This window comes from Enterobacter sp. ODB01 (assembly GCF_001623605.1).
GTDB classification, from domain to species: Bacteria; Pseudomonadota; Gammaproteobacteria; order Enterobacterales; family Enterobacteriaceae; genus Enterobacter; species Enterobacter kobei.
Genome location: NZ_CP015227.1, coordinates 1,237,247 through 1,258,125 on the forward strand (window position 1 = coordinate 1,237,247; position 20,879 = coordinate 1,258,125).

General features: G+C 53.9%; 14 protein-coding genes, 2 tRNA genes and 3 rRNA genes. 5 read left to right on the forward strand and 14 right to left on the reverse strand.

Annotated elements, in window-relative coordinates; translation table 11 throughout:
• Position 1: 1 nt before the first annotated feature.
• Positions 2-190 carry a cellulose biosynthesis protein BcsR gene (gene bcsR, locus A4308_RS05960; protein WP_008503237.1) on the reverse strand — a complete coding sequence of 63 codons (189 nt, stop codon included), beginning with the start codon at positions 188-190 and terminating at the stop codon, positions 2-4.
• A gap of 174 nt (positions 191-364) precedes the next feature.
• Between bcsR and bcsE the strand changes: the two genes are divergently transcribed.
• The 3 genes from bcsE to bcsG are packed head-to-tail and all read left to right on the forward strand — an operon-like array spanning position 365 to position 3,790.
• On the forward strand, positions 365-1,927 hold the full coding sequence (gene bcsE, locus A4308_RS05965) for a cellulose biosynthesis c-di-GMP-binding protein BcsE (RefSeq protein ID WP_045281293.1): 1,563 nt from the start codon (positions 365-367) through the stop codon (positions 1,925-1,927).
• Positions 1,924-2,118: a cellulose biosynthesis protein BcsF gene (gene bcsF, locus A4308_RS05970; RefSeq protein ID WP_014885605.1), complete on the forward strand. Its 195-nt coding sequence runs from the start codon at positions 1,924-1,926 to the stop codon at positions 2,116-2,118. The genes bcsE and bcsF overlap by 4 nt, the downstream gene beginning before the upstream one ends.
• The gene (gene bcsG, locus A4308_RS05975; protein WP_023337936.1) at positions 2,111-3,790 is read left to right on the forward strand and encodes a cellulose biosynthesis protein BcsG; all 1,680 of its coding nucleotides are present in this window, start codon (positions 2,111-2,113) and stop codon (positions 3,788-3,790) included. The genes bcsF and bcsG overlap by 8 nt, the downstream gene beginning before the upstream one ends.
• Before the next feature lie 48 nt (positions 3,791-3,838).
• Here bcsG and A4308_RS05980 read toward each other — a convergent pair whose 3' ends face one another.
• From A4308_RS05980 to pepQ, 12 genes are all read right to left on the reverse strand, one after another.
• On the reverse strand, positions 3,839-4,831 hold the full coding sequence (locus A4308_RS05980) for a glycosyl hydrolase family 8 (RefSeq protein ID WP_063308482.1): 993 nt from the start codon (positions 4,829-4,831) through the stop codon (positions 3,839-3,841).
• Between the two features lie 16 nt (positions 4,832-4,847).
• Positions 4,848-5,810, reverse strand: coding sequence for a bifunctional biotin--[acetyl-CoA-carboxylase] ligase/biotin operon repressor BirA (gene birA / locus A4308_RS05985; protein ID WP_023331541.1), 963 nt, complete (start codon positions 5,808-5,810; stop codon positions 4,848-4,850).
• Positions 5,807-6,835, reverse strand: a complete 1,029-nt coding sequence (gene murB, locus A4308_RS05990) for a UDP-N-acetylmuramate dehydrogenase (RefSeq protein WP_023331542.1) — start codon at positions 6,833-6,835, stop codon at positions 5,807-5,809. The genes birA and murB overlap by 4 nt, the downstream gene beginning before the upstream one ends.
• Before the next feature lie 124 nt (positions 6,836-6,959).
• A 5S ribosomal RNA gene (rrf, locus tag A4308_RS05995) occupies positions 6,960-7,075 on the reverse strand.
• 63 nt (positions 7,076-7,138) lie between these two features.
• Positions 7,139-10,043: ribosomal RNA gene (locus A4308_RS06000) — 23S ribosomal RNA — on the reverse strand.
• Between the two features lie 180 nt (positions 10,044-10,223).
• Positions 10,224-10,299 (reverse strand) — tRNA-Ala (locus tag A4308_RS06005).
• A 108-nt stretch (positions 10,300-10,407) separates the two neighbouring features.
• Positions 10,408-10,484: transfer RNA gene (locus A4308_RS06010), tRNA-Ile, on the reverse strand.
• 70 nt (positions 10,485-10,554) lie between these two features.
• A 16S ribosomal RNA gene (locus tag A4308_RS06015) occupies positions 10,555-12,094 on the reverse strand.
• The 16S, 23S and 5S rRNA genes sit together here with 2 tRNA genes alongside, the layout of an rRNA operon.
• A gap of 352 nt (positions 12,095-12,446) precedes the next feature.
• Positions 12,447-12,992, reverse strand: a complete 546-nt coding sequence (gene hemG, locus A4308_RS06025; protein ID WP_014885610.1) for a menaquinone-dependent protoporphyrinogen IX dehydrogenase — start codon at positions 12,990-12,992, stop codon at positions 12,447-12,449.
• 10 nt (positions 12,993-13,002) lie between these two features.
• Positions 13,003-14,454: a Trk system potassium transporter TrkH gene (gene trkH / locus A4308_RS06030; RefSeq protein ID WP_013099227.1), complete on the reverse strand. Its 1,452-nt coding sequence runs from the start codon at positions 14,452-14,454 to the stop codon at positions 13,003-13,005.
• 41 nt (positions 14,455-14,495) lie between these two features.
• Entirely contained in the window at positions 14,496-15,110 is a 615-nt protein-coding gene (locus A4308_RS06035; RefSeq protein ID WP_045281880.1) for an IMPACT family protein, read from the reverse strand.
• Positions 15,110-16,441 (reverse strand): Xaa-Pro dipeptidase, encoded by a 1,332-nt coding sequence (gene pepQ / locus A4308_RS06040; protein WP_045281881.1) that lies wholly within the window; start codon positions 16,439-16,441, stop codon positions 15,110-15,112. The genes A4308_RS06035 and pepQ overlap by 1 nt, the downstream gene beginning before the upstream one ends.
• Positions 16,442-16,631: 190 nt before the next feature.
• Here pepQ and fadB point away from each other — a divergent pair, with 190 nt between their 5' ends.
• On the forward strand, positions 16,632-18,821 hold the full coding sequence (gene fadB, locus A4308_RS06045) for a fatty acid oxidation complex subunit alpha FadB (RefSeq protein ID WP_045281882.1): 2,190 nt from the start codon (positions 16,632-16,634) through the stop codon (positions 18,819-18,821).
• Between the two features lie 9 nt (positions 18,822-18,830).
• The gene (gene fadA / locus A4308_RS06050) at positions 18,831-19,994 is read left to right on the forward strand and encodes an acetyl-CoA C-acyltransferase FadA (RefSeq protein WP_008501515.1); all 1,164 of its coding nucleotides are present in this window, start codon (positions 18,831-18,833) and stop codon (positions 19,992-19,994) included.
• Positions 19,995-20,176: 182 nt separating this feature from the next.
• Here the strand turns inward: fadA and fre are convergent, their stop codons facing one another.
• On the reverse strand, positions 20,177-20,878 hold the full coding sequence (fre, locus tag A4308_RS06055; RefSeq protein ID WP_014885614.1) for an NAD(P)H-flavin reductase: 702 nt from the start codon (positions 20,876-20,878) through the stop codon (positions 20,177-20,179).
• Position 20,879 lies beyond the last annotated feature (1 nt).

Genomic DNA, 20,879 nt, shown 5'->3' on the forward strand with positions numbered 1-20,879 from the left:
CTTATTGTTGATGGGCGAATTCAGCTAATAATGGCCAGCGTTTAATAGCCGCGGCCAACTGTTCCCGCTGGGAAATATCGGTGTAATCTATTTCAGGTAAAGAAAAGGCCTGCGTCAGCGCCAGAAAATCGTTTTGGAATGTATAGCCCAGGGTCGAGTCGACTGGGGTTCCGGGTTCGTTATTATCCATTTTTCTGCCATCCCTTTGAGGAAAATCGCACGCTCAGAAGTTGCGGGGCGTCCTGCCCTGACAAATTTCATTTACATGCTAAATCTGATGTTCTTTAATTTCAATGTTAGGTTTATTTCTACGCTTTCGCTAGTAAACTGAGATACAGATAAATTAGACGAAAAGAGGGACACCGTGGACTCCATATTTTCTATTGGCATCCAGTCATTATGGGACGAATTGAGCCACATGCCAGTCGGTGGAGTCTGGTGGATTAATACCGACCGTAATGAAGATGCCATCAGTCTGGTAAACCAGACAATTGCCGCCCAGGATAAGGATTCCCGCGTGGCTGTCATTAGCATGGGCGAAGAGCCGAAGAAAATTATCACGCTGGAAAGTGACGGCGGACCGCAAACCGTGCGCTTATTTTCCATGTCAGCAGAAGTGGATAGTCTATACTTTTTGTCCCGCGACGTTCAGTGCTCCATTGATCCGGATCACTATTTAGTGATTCTTAAATGCGCAAATAACGTCCTGCAAAATATCCCTGCTGAAAAACTGCTGCCGTGGCTGGAAAAAATCAATAAATGGGCAAAATTTCAAAATTGCACGCTATTGGTCGTCAATCCCGGCAGTAATAATGACAAGTTGTTTTCACTTTTAATGGGTGAATATCGCTCCCTGTTCGGTCTGGCCAGTCTGCGTGACCAGGTAGGCAGCTATCTCTACGATATTGCTTTCTGGTGTAATGAAAAAGGCGTGAGCGCCAGGCAACAGCTGACCCTGAAACAGAGTGAGGGGAAATGGCACCTGGCACAGCAGGAAGAAACGGTTGTGCAGCCGCGCAGTGATGAAAAACGCATCCTGAGCCATATTGCGGTTTTAGAGGGCGCGCCCGCGCTGTCGGAAAACTGGTCGCTGTTTGAGTCTAACGAAGCGCTTTTTCATGAAGCTCGTACAACCCAGGCGGCAACCCTTGTTTTCTCGTTGATGCAAAATAACCAGATTGAGACGCTGGCGAGACAAATTCATACCTTACGTCGCCAGCGCGGCAGCGCATTAAAAATTGTGGTGCGGGAAAACAATACCAGCCTGCGCGCCACCGATGAGCGTCTGCTGCTTGGCTGCGGCGCAAATATGGTTGTTCCATGGAATGCGCCGCTGTCACGCTGCCTGACGCTAATCGAAAGCGTTCAGGGCCAGCAGTTCAGCCGCCATGTACCGGAAGACATTTCCACCTTGCTCACCATGACGCAGCCGATGAAGCTGCGCGGATACCAGAAATGGGATAACTTCTGCGACGCCGTCGGCAATATGATGAGCAACACGCTACTTCCTGCGGACGGGAAAGGGGTGATGGTTGCGCTGCGTCCTGTACCGGGTATCCGCGTTGAACAGGCTCTCACCTTATGTCGTCCGAATCGTACAGGGGACATCATGACCATTGGCGACAATCGCCTGGTGCTATTTTTGTCCTTCTGCCGGGTGAACGATCTTGATACCGCGCTTAACCACATCTTTCCCCTACCTACCGGGGATATTTTCTCAAACCGTATGATCTGGTTCGAAGATAATGCTATCAGCGCGGAGCTGGTGCAGATGCGCGCACTTCAGCCTGAACAATGGGTTAAACCGCTGGCGATCACCAGCGATGCAAAACCGATTCTCAATGCCAGACATGACGGTCATGTCTGGCGTCGGGTTCCGGAACCCCATCGCTTATTAACCGAGAATGGGGAGAACGTACCATCATGAATATCAGCGATATTATTCAACTGGTCGTATTCTGTGCGCTGATCTTTTTCCCGCTTGGCTACTATGCGCGCCATTCCATACGTCGTATCCGTGATACGGCCAGAGTGATGTTTATAAAACCTCGCTATGTAAAACCAGCCGGAACACTGACACGGGCATCACACGTCAAGGCAGACCGAAAACATGACTAATTCTACCTATACCGCTTCGTCACCCTCGCCGCTCTGGCAATACTGGCGCGGCCTTTCCGGCTGGAACTTTTACTTTCTGGTGAAGTTTGGTTTGCTCTGGGCAGGCTATCTGAATTTCCATCCCCTGCTTAACCTGGTCTTTATGGCCTTCCTGCTGATGCCGTTGCCGAATATCAGGCTGCATCGTTTACGTCACTGGGTAGCCATCCCCGTCGGCTTTGCGCTGTTCTGGCACGATACCTGGCTACCGGGTCCGGACAGCATAATGAGCCAGGGGTCACAGGTTGCGGGCTTCAGTGCAGACTACATGCTTGATCTGGTTGAGCGCTTTATTAACTGGCAGATGATTGGCGCTATCTTTGTCCTGCTGGTGGCCTGGCTGTTCCTGTCGCAGTGGATCCGCGTCACGGTGTTTGTTGTCGCCATTATGATCTGGCTTAACGTGCTGACGCTGGCAGGACCGAACTTCTCCCTGTGGCCTGCCGGTCAACCAACCACCACGGTGACCACCACGGGTGGAAGCGCAGCGGCTACTGTTACCACGGCAGGCGATACGCCTGTGGTAGGTGATATTCCAACCCAGACCGCACCGCCGACCTCCACCAACCTCAATGCGTGGCTTTCCAGCTTCTATACCGCAGAAGATAAGCGACAGACGAAATTCCCGGATGCACTGCCGGCAGATGCTCAACCGTTTGAGCTGCTGGTGATTAACATCTGTTCCCTCTCCTGGGCCGATGTGGATGCAGCCGGATTAATGTCTCACCCACTGTGGTCTCATTTCGATATCCAGTTTAAAGATTTCAACTCTGCCACCTCATACAGCGGCCCGGCAGCGATTCGCCTGCTGCGTGCAAGCTGCGGTCAGACATCGCATAAAAACCTGTACCAGCCGGCAGGGAATCAGTGTTATCTGTTCGATAACCTCGCGAAGCTGGGCTTTACGCAGCATCTGATGCTGGGACATAACGGCCAGTTCGGTAACTTCCTGAAAGAGGTGCGTGAACAAGGTGGCATGCAGGCGCCGCTGATGGATCAAACCGGGCTTCCCGTTACTCTGCTCGGCTTCGACGGTTCACCTGTTTACGACGATACAGCCGTACTGCAGCGCTGGCTGCAAACCATCGAAAAAGACAGCAACCCGCGCAGTGCGACGTTCTTTAACACCCTGCCGCTTCACGACGGTAACCACTTCCCGGGCGTGAGCAAAACGGCAGATTATAAAGTGCGTGCGCAGAAATTCTTCGACGAGCTGGATGCGTTCTTCACTGAGCTGGAAAAATCAGGCCGTAAAGTGATGGTGGTTGTCGTGCCTGAACACGGTGGCGCGCTGAAAGGCGACAGAATGCAGGTGTCAGGTCTGCGTGATATTCCAAGCCCGTCTATTACCAACGTGCCTGCGGGCATTAAATTCTTTGGTATGAAGGCTCCGCACCAGGGCGCGCCGATTGAGATTACACAGCCAACCAGCTATCTGGCAATTTCAGAACTGGTTGCCCGTGCCGTGGACGGGAAGCTGTTTGTGGAAGATAGCGTGAACTGGAATCAGCTCACCAGCAACCTGCCGCAAACGGCAGAGGTCTCCGAAAACGCGAATGCTGTGGTGATTCAGTACCAGAACAAACCGTACGTTCGTCTGAACGGCGGAGATTGGGTACCGTATCCGCAATAAAGGATTTACCCCTCTCCCCTGTAGGGAGAGGGGATTGTCAGTGCGTTATTATTGCGCTGAAATCCATACCAGCATTTTCAGACTTGCCGAATAGTAGTCGTCTTTAGAGGTGATTTCCGGTTCGCCGGATGGCTGACCCATCGTTAAATCCCTGACCGCCAGCAGACCGCCTTCCATCATATAGGGCGCGTATTCGTTGGTCGTGACGTTAACCCAGGCGGGTGTATGTTCCCGTGGGAACTGACCAAACCAGGCTTTCCAGGGCGTCAGCAGCGGGCTTTGTTTATCAGACCAGGCTATGTACAGCGGAATACGAATCGCATCGTAGCTCATTCGCGGTGGCCAGCCTTTGGCCGGCGTCAGCTTGCCCGCGGATGCCAGCGAAACCCAGTCTGTCGGTAGATTCGCTTTACCCGATCCCATTTTTCCCAGCAGACGTTTCCCGTCCTTTATCAATTCACGCCAGACCGGCAAATGACTGCGTCCGGCAAATGCCTGCCAGGCCGGAAACACAAAATAGGAAGGATTAAGGACCACTTCATCCTCAAGCTTAAATCCCTGTACGCCGGGCAGCATCACGCGGTAACCCGCATAGCGGATTACGGTGTGGTCAATCAATGCTTTCGTAATCGCATCCGATGCGGCGCTGTAGCGTTTGTCATGCCAGCGCGCATCGGCTTTTAACAACGCCCATGCAATCAGGACATCGCCATCTGTGGCGTTGTTTTTATCAGCGACCGGATTGGACTCCGCGGGGTTATAACGCCAGTAAAACAGACCATTTTCGTTGTTCTTTAGCGTCCTGTTGGTCCATTGCCAGAGCTTATCGAACGTTGCCTTATCGTCGTTAGCCACCGCCATTAACATGGCGAAACCTTGACCTTCCGTATGCGAAACGCCGCCGTTGCCGGTATCAACAATGCGGCCTTCCGGTTTGAAAAAGCGCGCCTTGTAACTCTCCCAGGCCTGACCCGCCTGCGAGAGAGGAGAGAACAGCAAGCTCATCATCACAGCCAGGGTCGCGCAGACGGGTTTTCGCATCATTCACCCCATTCGGTTATTCGGCACTTCGCAGTGAAATCTCACCGCCCATCCAGGGCTTGATCACGCCATCCTGTTCCAGGAGCAACGCGCCCTGAGCGTCAATCCCGCGGGAAATGCCGTAGATCTCTTTATCACCAATCAGTAATTTCACCGGGCGATTGATAAAGTTGTCCAGTTTTTCCCAACGAGACAGGAACGTTGCGAGCCCTTCCTGTTCAAAAAGCGTCAGTGAACTGCGCAACTCTTTAATCATACGCACGGCAAGGATGTTACGATCGATGACGATCCCCGCCTCCTGGAGATTCGTCCAGGCCTGGTTGACCACATCGTTTTGTACGTTACGCATCACCATATTGAGGCCCGCGCCAATCACGATTTGCGCCGCATCGCCCGTTTTTCCCGTCAGTTCGACCAGAATACCGGCAAGTTTACGATCGTTCAGGTAAAGATCGTTAGGCCATTTAACACGCACCCGATCGGCGCCCAGATCGTGTAGCACCTCTGCCATGACAATCCCGATGACCAGACTCAGGCCAATCGCTGCGGCAGGGCCCTGATCGAGTCGCCAGTACATGGACAGGTAGAGGTTGGCACCAAAGGGCGAGAACCATTTTCGCCCTCGGCGACCACGCCCGGCCTGCTGATACTCTGCAACGCAGGCATCGCCGGATTTCAGTTCAGGCAGACGATCCAGAAGATACTGGTTCGTTGAGTCAATCACCGGCAGCACCGCAACATTGCCGTGCCCAATCTGGCTACGAATCACGTCTTCATTCAGCAATTGAATGGGTTCCGGCAGGCTGTACCCTTTTCCAGGAACGGTAAAGACATCGACACCCCAGTCGCGGAGGGTCTGGATATGTTTATTAATGCCTGCACGGCTCATGCCCAGCTGCTCACCCAACTGCTCGCCAGAGTGAAACTCCCCATCCGCGAGGATGCTAATCAGGGTTAACGGGATGGTGTTGTCTTTCACGCGATGGTCTCCACGGCATTCACTTCACCTGTGCGGCCAATGAAGCGGACTTCTGGCTCCAGCCAGACGTTAAACTTTTCACCCACACGTTCACGAACATAATGAGCCAGTTTGACCACGTCATCACTGCTCGCATCATGTTGATTGATCAGTACCAGAGCCTGCTGCTGATGAACGGCAGCGCCTCCGACTGAAGTGCCTTTAAGCTGGCATTGATCGATAAGCCATCCCGCAGCCAGCTTCACGCTGCCATCTGCCTGAGGGTAATGTGGTGCTGCGGGCCATCCTTCAAGGAAGACCTTTGCCTTTTCGCTGTCGATCACCGGGTTTTTGAAGAAACTTCCGGCATTTCCATTTACTTTCGGGTCGGGAAGCTTGGTCATGCGCATATGACAAACCGAGTCAAACACATCGCGGGGGGTGGCGGTAGCCGGATCGAGACGCGTTAAATCACCGTAGGTCAGTACGGGCTGCCAGTTCTTCGACAGGCGCAGGCCCACGGCGACAATCACGTAGCGATCCTGATATTCATGTTTGAAGATACTGTCACGGTAGCCAAAACGGCACTGTTCTGCGGTTAAACGCTTAGCCGTTCCAGTCGCCAGTTCGATGCAGTCGACGTATTCACAGACATGTTTCAGCTCGATGCCATAGGCACCGATGTTTTGAATCGGTGATGATCCAGCGCAGCCCGGAATAAGCGCAAGGTTTTCCAGGCCTGGCATCCCTTTTTCAAGGGTAAATTGCACCAGGTGATGCCAGTTTTCTCCGGCCCCCACGTGCAAGTGCCAGCTATCGGCGCGCTCTTCCACATCAATTCCCATGATGCGGTTAACGATCACTGTTCCCGCAAAATCGTCGAGAAACAGGACATTACTTCCTTCGCCCAGAATCAGTACGGGTTCGTTTTTTTCGGTTGCGCTTTGCCATGCATTCAGCAACTGCTGTGCAGTATCGGCACGGACAATGTGATTAGCATTGCGTTGAATACCAAAGGTATTCCAGGGCTTAAGGGAGTGGTTCATAAACGCTATCCTGATGCAAAAACGCAGGTAGTTTACCGTATAAGCAGGGCGTTGGGGGATTAGTTTGTATAGCGCAGAAACGCAAAAAGGCCATCCTTACGGATGGCCTTTTCACTTATTTGATGCCTGGCAGTTCCCTACTCTCACATGGGGAGACCCCACACTACCATCGGCGCTACGGCGTTTCACTTCTGAGTTCGGCATGGGGTCAGGTGGGACCACCGCGCTAAAGCCGCCAGGCAAATTCTGTAATCTGTATCAGCTGAAAATCGTCTCTCACCGCCAAAACAGCTTCGGCGTTGTAAGGTTAAGCCTCACGGTTCATTAGTATCGGTTAGCTCAACGCATCGCTGCGCTTACACACCTGACCTATCAACGTCGTCGTCTTCAACGTTCCTTCAGGAGACTTATAGTCTCAGGGAGAACTCATCTCGGGGCAAGTTTCGTGCTTAGATGCTTTCAGCACTTATCTCTTCCGCATTTAGCTACCGGGCAGTGCCATTGGCATGACAACCCGAACACCAGTGATGCGTCCACTCCGGTCCTCTCGTACTAGGAGCAGCCCCCTCAATTCTCCAGCGCCCACGGCAGATAGGGACCGAACTGTCTCACGACGTTCTAAACCCAGCTCGCGTACCACTTTAAATGGCGAACAGCCATACCCTTGGGACCTACTTCAGCCCCAGGATGTGATGAGCCGACATCGAGGTGCCAAACACCGCCGTCGATATGAACTCTTGGGCGGTATCAGCCTGTTATCCCCGGAGTACCTTTTATCCGTTGAGCGATGGCCCTTCCATTCAGAACCACCGGATCACTATGACCTGCTTTCGCACCTGCTCGAGCCGTCACTCTCGCAGTCAAGCTAGCTTATGCCATTGCACTAACCTCCTGATGTCCGACCAGGATTAGCTAACCTTCGTGCTCCTCCGTTACTCTTTGGGAGGAGACCGCCCCAGTCAAACTACCCACCAGACACTGTCCGCAACCCGGATCACGGGTCTACGTTAGAACACCAGCCATTAAAGGGTGGTATTTCAAGGTTGGCTCCACGCAGACTGGCGTCCACGCTTCAAAGCCTCCCACCTATCCTACACATCAAGGACCAGTGTTCAGTGTCAAGCTATAGTAAAGGTTCACGGGGTCTTTCCGTCTTGCCGCGGGTACACTGCATCTTCACAGCGAGTTCAATTTCACTGAGTCTCGGGTGGAGACAGCCTGGCCATCATTACGCCATTCGTGCAGGTCGGAACTTACCCGACAAGGAATTTCGCTACCTTAGGACCGTTATAGTTACGGCCGCCGTTTACCGGGGCTTCGATCAAGAGCTTCGCGTTACCGCTAACCCCATCAATTAACCTTCCGGCACCGGGCAGGCGTCACACCGTATACGTCCACTTTCGTGTTTGCACAGTGCTGTGTTTTTAATAAACAGTTGCAGCCAGCTGGTATCTTCGACTGATTTCAGCTCCACCCGCAGGGGCTTCACCTACATATCAGCGTGCCTTCTCCCGAAGTTACGGCACCATTTTGCCTAGTTCCTTCACCCGAGTTCTCTCAAGCGCCTTGGTATTCTCTACCTGACCACCTGTGTCGGTTTGGGGTACGATTTCGTGTTACCTGATGCTTAGAGGCTTTTCCTGGAAGCAGGGCATTTGTTACTTCAGCACCGTAGTGCCTCGTCATCACACCTCAGCGTTAAAAAGGTACCGGATTTACCTGGAACCTCCGCCTACATGCTTAAACCGGGACAACCGTCGCCCGGCTAACATAGCCTTCTCCGTCCCCCCTTCGCAGTAACACCAAGTACAGGAATATTAACCTGTTTCCCATCGACTACGCCTTTCGGCCTCGCCTTAGGGGTCGACTCACCCTGCCCCGATTAACGTTGGACAGGAACCCTTGGTCTTCCGGCGAGCGGGCTTTTCACCCGCTTTATCGTTACTTATGTCAGCATTCGCACTTCTGATACCTCCAGCAACCCTCACAGGCCACCTTCAACGGCTTACAGAACGCTCCCCTACCCAACAACGCATAAGCGTCGCTGCCGCAGCTTCGGTGCATGGTTTAGCCCCGTTACATCTTCCGCGCAGGCCGACTCGACCAGTGAGCTATTACGCTTTCTTTAAATGATGGCTGCTTCTAAGCCAACATCCTGGCTGTCTGTGCCTTCCCACATCGTTTCCCACTTAACCATGACTTTGGGACCTTAGCTGGCGGTCTGGGTTGTTTCCCTCTTCACGACGGACGTTAGCACCCGCCGTGTGTCTCCCGTGATAACATTCTTCGGTATTCGTAGTTTGCATCGGGTTGGTAAGCCGGGATGGCCCCCTAGCCGAAACAGTGCTCTACCCCCGAAGATGAATTCACGAGGCGCTACCTAAATAGCTTTCGGGGAGAACCAGCTATCTCCCGGTTTGATTGGCCTTTCACCCCCAGCCACAGGTCATCCGCTAATTTTTCAACATTAGTCGGTTCGGTCCTCCAGTTAGTGTTACCCAACCTTCAACCTGCCCATGGCTAGATCACCGGGTTTCGGGTCTATACCCTGCAACTTAACGCCCAGTTAAGACTCGGTTTCCCTTCGGCTCCCCTATACGGTTAACCTTGCTACAGAATATAAGTCGCTGACCCATTATACAAAAGGTACGCAGTCACCTAACAAGTAGGCTCCCACTGCTTGTACGTACACGGTTTCAGGTTCTTTTTCACTCCCCTCGCCGGGGTTCTTTTCGCCTTTCCCTCACGGTACTGGTTCACTATCGGTCAGTCAGGAGTATTTAGCCTTGGAGGATGGTCCCCCCATATTCAGACAGGATACCACGTGTCCCGCCCTACTCTTCGAGTTCACAACCTGTGCATTTTCGTGTACGGGACTATCACCCTGTACCGTCGGACTTTCCAGACCGTTCCACTAACACACAAGCTGATTCAGACTCCGGGCTGCTCCCCGTTCGCTCGCCGCTACTGGGGGAATCTCGGTTGATTTCTTTTCCTCGGGGTACTTAGATGTTTCAGTTCCCCCGGTTCGCCTCGTTAACCTATGTATTCAGTTAACGATAGTGTGACGAATCACACTGGGTTTCCCCATTCGGACATCGCCGGGTCAAAGGTTCATATCACCTCGCCGGCGCTTTTCGCAGATTAGCACGTCCTTCATCGCCTCTGACTGCCAGGGCATCCACCGTGTACGCTTAGTCGCTTAACCTCACAACCCGAAGATGTTTCTTTCGATTCATCATCGGTTTGCGAAAATTTGAGAGACTCGAACACACATTAACTGTGTGTCGTTTCAATTTTCAGCTTGATCCAGATTTTTAAAGAGCAAAACTTCGCAGTGCACCTTTTCAGGTTCACTCTGAAGTTTTCTTGTGTTCGCAGTAAAAGATGGTGGAGCTATGCGGGATCGAACCGCAGACCTCCTGCGTGCAAAGCAGGCGCTCTCCCAGCTGAGCTATAGCCCCATCGTTTTGCCAACCTCTGTACCGGTAATTTTTGTTGAGGCAAGGCGTGGTGACACGAAGCATACTTAAGTATGTGAGTGTCGCCGCAACGCAGCATCAGCAAAAATTTGGTAGGCCTGAGTGGACTTGAACCACCGACCTCACCCTTATCAGGGGTGCGCTCTAACCACCTGAGCTACAAGCCTGCAGAGATTTTTACTGCTGTTTTTTCATCAGACAATCTGTGTGAGCACTACAAAGGCAGGTTCTTTAAGGTAAGGAGGTGATCCAACCGCAGGTTCCCCTACGGTTACCTTGTTACGACTTCACCCCAGTCATGAATCACAAAGTGGTAAGCGCCCTCCCGAAGGTTAAGCTACCTACTTCTTTTGCAACCCACTCCCATGGTGTGACGGGCGGTGTGTACAAGGCCCGGGAACGTATTCACCGTAGCATTCTGATCTACGATTACTAGCGATTCCGACTTCATGGAGTCGAGTTGCAGACTCCAATCCGGACTACGACGCACTTTATGAGGTCCGCTTGCTCTCGCGAGGTCGCTTCTCTTTGTATGCGCCATTGTAGCACGTGTGTAGCCCTACTCGTAAGGGCCATGATGACTTGACGTCATCCCCACCTTCCTCCAGTTTATCACTGGCAGTCTCCTTTGAGTTCCCGGCCTAACCGCTGGCAACAAAGGATAAGGGTTGCGCTCGTTGCGGGACTTAACCCAACATTTCACAACACGAGCTGACGACAGCCATGCAGCACCTGTCTCAGAGTTCCCGAAGGCACCAATCCATCTCTGGAAAGTTCTCTGGATGTCAAGAGTAGGTAAGGTTCTTCGCGTTGCATCGAATTAAACCACATGCTCCACCGCTTGTGCGGGCCCCCGTCAATTCATTTGAGTTTTAACCTTGCGGCCGTACTCCCCAGGCGGTCGACTTAACGCGTTAGCTCCGGAAGCCACGCCTCAAGGGCACAACCTCCAAGTCGACATCGTTTACGGCGTGGACTACCAGGGTATCTAATCCTGTTTGCTCCCCACGCTTTCGCACCTGAGCGTCAGTCTTTGTCCAGGGGGCCGCCTTCGCCACCGGTATTCCTCCAGATCTCTACGCATTTCACCGCTACACCTGGAATTCTACCCCCCTCTACAAGACTCTAGCCTGCCAGTTTCGAATGCAGTTCCCAGGTTGAGCCCGGGGATTTCACATCCGACTTGACAGACCGCCTGCGTGCGCTTTACGCCCAGTAATTCCGATTAACGCTTGCACCCTCCGTATTACCGCGGCTGCTGGCACGGAGTTAGCCGGTGCTTCTTCTGCGGGTAACGTCAATTGCTGCGGTTATTAACCACAACACCTTCCTCCCCGCTGAAAGTACTTTACAACCCGAAGGCCTTCTTCATACACGCGGCATGGCTGCATCAGGCTTGCGCCCATTGTGCAATATTCCCCACTGCTGCCTCCCGTAGGAGTCTGGACCGTGTCTCAGTTCCAGTGTGGCTGGTCATCCTCTCAGACCAGCTAGGGATCGTCGCCTAGGTGAGCCGTTACCCCACCTACTAGCTAATCCCATCTGGGCACATCTGATGGCAAGAGGCCCGAAGGTCCCCCTCTTTGGTCTTGCGACGTTATGCGGTATTAGCTACCGTTTCCAGTAGTTATCCCCCTCCATCAGGCAGTTTCCCAGACATTACTCACCCGTCCGCCACTCGTCACCCGAGAGCAAGCTCTCTGTGCTACCGTTCGACTTGCATGTGTTAGGCCTGCCGCCAGCGTTCAATCTGAGCCATGATCAAACTCTTCAATTTAAGTTTGATGCTCGTGAATTAAACTTCGTAATGAATTACGTATGTTCACTCAGAGACTTGGTATTCATTTTTCGTCTTGCGACGTTAAGAATCCATGTCACTTTGAGTGCCCACACAGATTGTCTGATAAATTGTTAAAGAGCAGTGCCGCTTCGTTTTCGCTGCGGCGCGGGGTGTGCATATTACGCTCTCCCGCTTCAGAGTCAAGCGTTTATTTTGCTTTTCTCTGCTGACCCGGCGGCGTGTGTGCCGTTGTTCCGTGTCAGTGGAGGCGCATTATAGGGAGTTATTTCACAGTGACAAGCACAAAATACAAAAAACTTTTCGTTCGCTCACTTTTCAAACTTAACGCTTATTTAAGTCGCGAATCGTCCGTTAAATGTGCGATTTCCCGCGCAAAACTGGCCACCTGCGACCAGTCGGTATAAACCACTTCTTTACGGGTATCGGTTTCACCACCGGTCATTTTCATAATCAGGCGGATCATGAAACGGTCATACCAACGGTATCGAGGGTAACGCAGCGCACCAGCAAAAACCGCGCACAGGTCTGGCTGCCACGGTGAGCTGAGTAAAAACTTGCGCGTATAGCTGTTGGTCTGCGGCGTACGCTTCTCGGCTTTACGCGCAACCAGATTGACCGAGTAAAACGCGCCGGGCAATTTGTTGAGCACCGCCGTGTGCTTTTTCACAAAGCGATCCAGCGCTGGATGGAAATGCCCGTAACGAATAGAGGCGCCAATCACCACGCGATCGTACTCCTGCCATGTGATCTGCTCCGCGCGATTCAGGTTCACCACATCCGAGTAAATACCCAGTTCTTTTAATTCCGACGCCAGATACGCGGCAATCTCACGTGTTTGTCCGTCTCGCGTAGAGAAAAGAATCAGTGTTTTCATCAACGGCTCCTTATTCGCGCCAGAATGTTGGGGTGAAGAGCACCAGCAGAGTAAAGACCTCAAGACGACCAAACAGCATATTGGCAATGAGGATCCATTTCGCGACCGGGTTCATACTGGCAAAGTTATCCGCCACGACCCCCAGGCCTGGCCCGAGGTTATTCAATGTTGCGACGACGGACGCAAAGGCGGAGAAATCATCCACCCCCGTCGCGATGATCGCCAGCATACTGACGATAAAGACCAGCGCATACGCCGAGAAAAAGCCCCATACGGCTTCGAGAATACGTTCCGGCAGCGCGCGGTTCCCCAGTTTAATGCTGTAGACCGCGTTCGGGTGGACCAGTCGTTTCAGCTCACGGTTGCCCTGCTTGAACAGCAGCAGAATACGAATCACCTTCAGGCCACCGCCCGTCGACCCGGCGCAGCCGCCAATAAACGCAGAGCACAGCAGGAGTACCGGCAGGAACAGCGGCCAGCGCGCAATACTGTCCGTGGTAAATCCGGCGGTCGTCGCCATTGATACCACCTGGAAGAACGCCTGGTTTAGGGTTGTCAGCGCGGAGTTGTAAACATCATGGAACCACAGCACCAGGGTACAGATGACGACCAGCGTAAGCTGGACACCAATAAACATGCGGAACTCAGGGTCGCGCCAGTACACCTTCAGGCTTCGCCCGCTCAGTAAAGAGAAGTGCAGGCCATAGTTACAGCCAGAAATCAGCAGGAAAATCGCAATGATGGTGTTGATCGTTGGGCTATCGAAGTAGCCTACGCTGGCATCGTGGGTGGAGAACCCGCCGATAGCGATTGTCGCAAAGCTGTGTCCGATGGCATCGAAAGCAGGCATCCCGGCAAACCAGAGCGCCAGCGCACAGGCCACCGTCAGCAGGACATAAATCAGCCACAGGGTTTTCGCCGTCTCGGCAATACGCGGGCGCATCTTGTTATCTTTCAGCGGCCCGGGCATTTCAGCCCTGTACAACTGCATCCCACCGACGCCCAGAATGGGCAGAATAGCTACCGCCAGGACGATGATCCCCATACCGCCGAACCACTGCAGCATCTGGCGATAAAAGAGGATGGCGTGGGGTAATGAATCCAGACCCACCAGCGTCGTCGCCCCGGTGGTCGTTAACCCCGAGAACGATTCAAAAAAGGCATCCGTGATGCTCAGGTTAGGTTGCTCGGAGAAGATAAAGGGCAGCGAACCCACGCTCCCCAGCACCGTCCAGAACAGCACCACGATCAGAAAGCCTTCGCGGGATTTCAGCTCACCTTTCTGACGACGATTCGGCCACCACAGCAGCGAGCCAATCGCCAGTGCGACAAAAAAGGTCTGGGTAAATGCCCGCCCCGCGCCGTCCCGGTAGATAAGCGCCACCAGTCCTGGGAGAATCATCGTCCCGGAAAAAAGTATGACCAGCAGTCCAACGATTCGGGTTATGGCACGAAAATGCATCTCTGCCGCTTCCTTTGGTATTCAAAAAAGTGAGGTGGGGATTATTCTTCAATCGGCAGTAATTGCAACGAACCGCGACTAAAATCTGCCAGTTTTGCTGAAAAAGCAGCCAGCTCCGCCTGAGGAAGCGCCACGCGTAATTGCACCATCGCCTGAAAGTCACTGTGCGCGATAACACCATTAAACTGTTTCAGCAACGCTTCGATGCCGGATAATTGGGCGTAATCGCACAATAGAGTATATTCGGTGAGCGGCGTTTTGCGGGTGGTCGTCAATATATTCAGTGCCTGCTGAACGCCACCGCCATAGGCTTTCACCAGCCCGCCCGTGCCTAACAAGATGCCGCCGTAGTAACGCACCACCACGGCGGTAATTTCACCCACGCCGCTGCCCATCAGCTGCGAGAGCATGGGTTTACCGGCGGTTCCCGCGGGTTCACCGTCATCGGAAAAGCCAAGCTGTTGCGAATCGTCCGGGGGCCCTGCCACCCACGCCACACAGTGGTGACGTGCGTCAGGATGCACAGCCCGGACAGACTCGACAAATGCCTTTGCCGCTTCAACGCCGTCGGTGTGTGCCAGCAGCGTAATAAAGCGGCTTTTCTTGATTTCCTCAACAAAGGTGACCGGTTCAGCCGGTATCAGCCAGCTTTCCATCAGGCCAGCTTCAGGTCTCGCGTCATATTCTCGATACCGTTCTCGTGAATCACCACGTTATCTTCGATACGAATACCGCCAAACGGTTTCAGTGCGTCAATTTTTTCCCAGTTGAAGTGTTTGCTGAACTGACCATCACGCCATGGCGCCAGCAGGGATTCAATAAAGTAGATCCCCGGTTCAATCGTCAACACCATACGCGGCTCAAGAATACGGGTGCAGCGCAGGTAAGGATATTTAGACGGTGCCGCAAGATGCGTACCGGTATCATCCTGCATAAAGCCAGCGACGTCGTGAACCTGCAGGCCCAGCGGGTGACCAATACCGTGCGGCATGAATGGCCCGGTGAGATCGTTCTCGACCATTGCCTCTTCGCTCATGTCTTTCACAATCTGATGCTTACGCAGAAGCTTCGCGATGCGCTGATGGAACTGAACGTGATAATCCACGTAGCTGGTACCGGCTTTCATGGTACCAATAAGCGCCAGTTGCTCATCGTTCACGTCTTTAATCAGCTGCGCGAAATCGGTGTCAGCATTAGCCGCCCAGGTACGGGTCAGGTCAGCCGCATAACCGTTGTACTCAGCGCCGGCATCAAGCAGGAAGCTGCGCATTTCCGACGGAACCTGATGGTCCAGTTTGGTGTAGTGAAGAACAGAAGCATGCTCATTCAGCGCGACAATATTGCTGTATGGCACGTCGGTATCACGGTGGCCGGTCGCGGTCAGGTACGCCTGGTTGATATCGAATTCGCTCATGCCGGACTGGAACGCCTCGTGCGCGGCACGATGGCCATTCACCGCCGTTTTTTGCGCTTCACGCATGCAGTAAAGTTCGTAATCGGTTTTGTACGCGCGGTAGTAATGCAGGAAGTCGAGCACCCCTTTCGGGTTGAGTTTGTCCGCGGGAATATCCAGACCCAATGCACGCTCCGGAACCGGGCCAATATAGGCGATATTGCCGCGTGCAGCAGGTAGCTGGCTGCCAATGCCGTCCGCTTTTGGCAGCGCAATCACATCAATTTCTTCCGTCCAGAAAGAGGTCGGCAGCGGTTCCACGTTGTGCCAGTAATCGACCGGCAGGTAGAACCACAGTTTCGGCTTGTTCACGCCATCCACCAGCAACCAGCAGTTAGGAACCTGAGTAACAGGCACCCAGGCTTTAAACTGCGGGTTAACCTTGAACGGATAGGCATGGTCATCAAGAAATGTGTTTATCAGCTCGCCGGAATGGATAAGCAGGGCATCCAGTTTGAAGCGGGCCAGTACATCGCGGGTACGTTCCTGTAGGGTAACGATATGATTTTTATAAAGCGAAGCCAGTGAGTCCATCATTCTTCCTTTCGTTTTTTTGACCTCAAGTCATCGCATCTTAGCACACCTCACTCCGGCTGCGTGATTTCCACCGACCGTGATCAATGCAGCAATTTCTTAATGAGTAATTTGCATTTTATTAACATAAATCCCACACTCCGTTTCATCTGGTATGACCAGATCCAATTGCTGGATTCAGGAGACTGACATGCTCTACAAAGGCGACACCCTGTACCTCAACTGGCTGGAAGATGGCATTGCCGAACTGGTATTCGATGCTCCCGGCTCAGTGAACAAGCTTGATACCGCGACCGTGGCCAGTCTTGGCCAGGCGTTGGAAGTACTTGAAAAGCAAACTGAATTAAAAGGGCTGCTGCTGCGCTCAAACAAAGCAGCCTTTATTGTCGGTGCCGATATCACCGAATTCCTTTCCCTGTTCCAGGTGCCTGAAGAACAGTTGAGCCAGTGGCTGCACTTTGCTAACAGCGTCTTTAACCGTCTGGAAGACCTGCCTGTTCCGACTATTTCCGCCGTTAATGGTTACGCATTAGGCGGTGGCTGCGAATGCGTGCTGGCAACCGACTACCGTCTGGCCACGCCGGATCTGCGTATCGGCCTGCCGGAAACCAAACTGGGGATCATGCCGGGCTTTGGCGGATCCGTCCGTATGCCGCGCATGCTGGGTGCTGACAGCGCGCTGGAGATCATCGCCGCCGGTAAAGATGTCGGCGCGGAACAGGCGCAGAAAATCGGCCTGGTGGACGGCGTGGTTAAGCCAGAAAAACTGGTTGAAGGCGCTCTGGCTATTCTGCGTCAGGCCATTAATGGCGATCTCGACTGGAAAGCCAAACGCCAGCCGAAGCTTGAGCCGTTAAAACTCAGCAAGATAGAAGCCACCATGAGCTTCACCATCGCCAAAGGCATGGTGATGCAGACGGCGGGTAAACACTACCCGGCGCCGATCACGGCAGTGAAAACCATTGAAGCGGCCGCCCGTCTGGGCCGTGACGAAGCCCTGAAACTGGAAAATCAGAGCTTCGTCCCGCTGGCGCACACCAACGAAGCCCGCGCGCTGGTTGGCATCTTCCTGAACGATCAGTTCGTGAAAGGCAAAGCTAAACAGCTGACCAAAAACGTTGAGACCCCAAAACACGCGGCGGTACTCGGGGCGGGCATTATGGGTGGCGGCATCGCCTACCAGTCAGCCTGGAAAGGCGTGCCGGTAGTGATGAAAGACATTAACGAGAAATCCCTGACGCTGGGCATGACCGAAGCGGCCAAGCTGCTGAATAAACAGCTGGAGCGCGGCAAAATTGACGGGCTGAAGCTCGCTGGCGTGATCTCCACCATTCAGCCTGTGCTGGAATACAGCGGTTTTGATCGTGTGGACGTGGTCGTTGAGGCGGTCGTAGAGAACCCGAAAGTCAAAAAAGCGGTGCTGGCGGAAACGGAAGACAAAGTTCGTCCGGATACCGTACTGGCCTCTAATACCTCGACTATTCCGATTAGCGAACTGGCGAGCGTACTGAAGCGTCCGGAAAACTTCTGCGGAATGCACTTCTTCAACCCGGTACACCGTATGCCGCTGGTCGAAGTGATCCGAGGGGAAAAAACCTCTGACGAAACCATCGCCAAAGTGGTGGCGTGGGCAAGCAAGATGGGCAAAACGCCGATCGTTGTTAACGACTGCCCGGGCTTCTTCGTCAACCGCGTACTGTTCCCTTACTTCGCCGGTTTCAGCCAGCTGCTGCGCGACGGGGCAGACTTCCGCAAAATCGACAAAGTGATGGAAAAACAGTTCGGCTGGCCGATGGGCCCGGCGTATCTGCTGGACGTGGTCGGTATTGATACCGCCCATCACGCCCAGGCGGTGATGGCGGCGGGCTTCCCGCAGCGCATGCAGAAAGATTATCGCGACGCGATTGACGCCCTGTTCGACGCTAACCGCTTCGGTCAGAAAAACGGCCTGGGCTTCTGGCGCTATAAAGAAGACAGCAAAGGCAAACCGAAGAAAGAAGAGGATGCGGCGGTGGATGGCCTGCTGGCCGACGTATGCCAGTCAAAACGTGACTTCACCGACGATGAGATCATCGCCCGCATGATGATCCCGATGATCAACGAAGTGGTGCGTTGTCTGGAAGAAGGCATTATCGCCAGCCCGGCCGAAGCGGATATGGCGCTGGTATACGGCCTGGGCTTCCCTCCGTTCCACGGTGGCGCATTCCGCTGGCTGGACACCATCGGCAGCGCCCGCTATCTCGATATGGCTCAGCAGTATCAGCACCTCGGCCCGCTCTATGAAGTGCCTGAAGGGCTGCGCAACAAAGCGCGCCATAACGAACCCTATTACCCAGCAGTTGAGCCAGCCCGTCCGGTTGGCGAGCTGAAAACGGCTTAAGGAGTCACAATGGAAAAGGTTGTCATTGTTGATGCGATTCGCACCCCGATGGGCCGTTCAAAAGGCGGCGCATTCCGTAACGTGCGCGCGGAAGACCTCTCCGCACACCTGATGCGTAGCCTGCTGGCGCGTAATCCGGCGTTGGACCCCGCCGCGCTCGACGATATCTACTGGGGCTGCGTGCAGCAGACCCTGGAGCAGGGCTTCAATATCGCGCGTAATGCGTCACTGCTGGCGGAGATCCCGCATTCGGTTCCGGCCGTCACCGTTAACCGTCTGTGCGGTTCGTCTATGCAGGCGCTGCACGATGCGGCACGTATGATCATGACCGGCGATGCTCAGGCCTGCCTGGTCGGCGGTGTGGAGCATATGGGGCACGTCCCGATGAGCCACGGCGTCGATTTCCATCCGGGGATGAGCCGTAACGTGGCAAAAGCTGCGGGAATGATGGGTCTCACCGCGGAGATGCTCTCCCGCCTGCACGGCATCAGCCGTGAAATGCAGGATGCGTTTGCCGCACGTTCCCATGCCCGCGCCTGGGCTGCCACGCAGTCCGGCGCATTTAAAAACGAGATCATCCCTACCGGCGGTCACGATGCGGACGGCGTTCTGAAGCAGTTCAGCTACGACGAAGTGATCCGCCCGGAAACAACGGTGGAAGCACTTTCTACGTTGCGTCCGGCATTTGATCCGGTCACCGGTACGGTCACGGCAGGTACCTCGTCGGCGCTGTCCGACGGAGCAGCGGCGATGCTGGTGATGAGCGAAAGCCGCGCCCGTGAGCTGGGGTTAACCCCACGCGCTCGGGTACGTTCGATGGCTGTCGTGGGCTGCGATCCTTCAATCATGGGTTACGGCCCGGTTCCGGCCTCGAAGCTGGCGCTGAAAAAAGCGGGACTAACCGCCAGCGACATCGATCTGTTCGAGATGAACGAAGCCTTCGCCGCGCAGATCCTGCCGTGCATTAAAGATCTGGGGCTGATGGAACAGATCGACGAGAAAATTAACCTCAACGGCGGCGCGATCGCCCTCGGCCACCCACTCGGTTGCTCCGGGGCGCGTATCAGCACGACGCTGATTAATCTGATGGAGCGCAAAGATGCCCAGTTCGGACTGGCAACAATGTGCATCGGGTTGGGTCAGGGTATCGCGACGGTGTTTGAGAGAGTGTAAATCAGGAAAAGTATTTCAAAGCCAATGACGTCAGAACAAGGCGGCAAGCGAGCGAATCCCGATGAGCTTACTCAAGTAAGTGATTCGGGTGAACGAGCGCAGCCAACGCAGTTATGGCGTCATTGGCGAAGAGAGAGAGTTTAGTTGCCGTTCTTCCCGCCTGTCAGGGGCGGGTTTTTTATTTAAATGAAGGCAAACGCATCGCCAAACAGGCGATCTTCACGCGCGTCACGTTCGTTACAGAACAGGTCCCGGGCGATTTTCGCCATCTCGAAACGACCTGCGATATAGATATCGTGTCCTGCCAGCGTGCCGTGATCCTGCAATACCGCCGTCAGCACGGTACCGCTACGCCCACGCCAGCCCTCTTCCGGCTGCTCAACCACCGGCTCAATGCGCAGGTTAGGATGGGTTACGCTCAGCGCTTCCAGCTCAGACAGGTCATATAGATGCTTCTCTTCGCGGCCACCCCAGTAAATGGTGATGTCACGGTCCGGGTTACGTGCCAGAGCGGTCAACAGAATAGAGCGCACATAAGAGAATCCCGTACCGCCAGCGATGAGGATCAGCGGACGATCTTCGTCATCGCGCAGCCACGCTTCGCCGTGAGGGATGTCGACCACAATCTCACGTTCTTTCAGGATGCGGTCCATAACGGCCATCGCGTACAGGTTAAGCTCAGACGCACCAATATGCAGCTCAATAAATTCTTTCTCTGCTGGCGTAGAGGCCATAGAGAAAGGACGCTTATCACGCTCATCCATCACTACCATTAAGTACTGACCAGCGCGGAAAGAGAATGCCGCTTCTGGCACTAAACGGACGCGATATACGGTGTCGGTGATGGCATCTACCGAGGTCACTTTACAGCTTAAGGTTGTCATT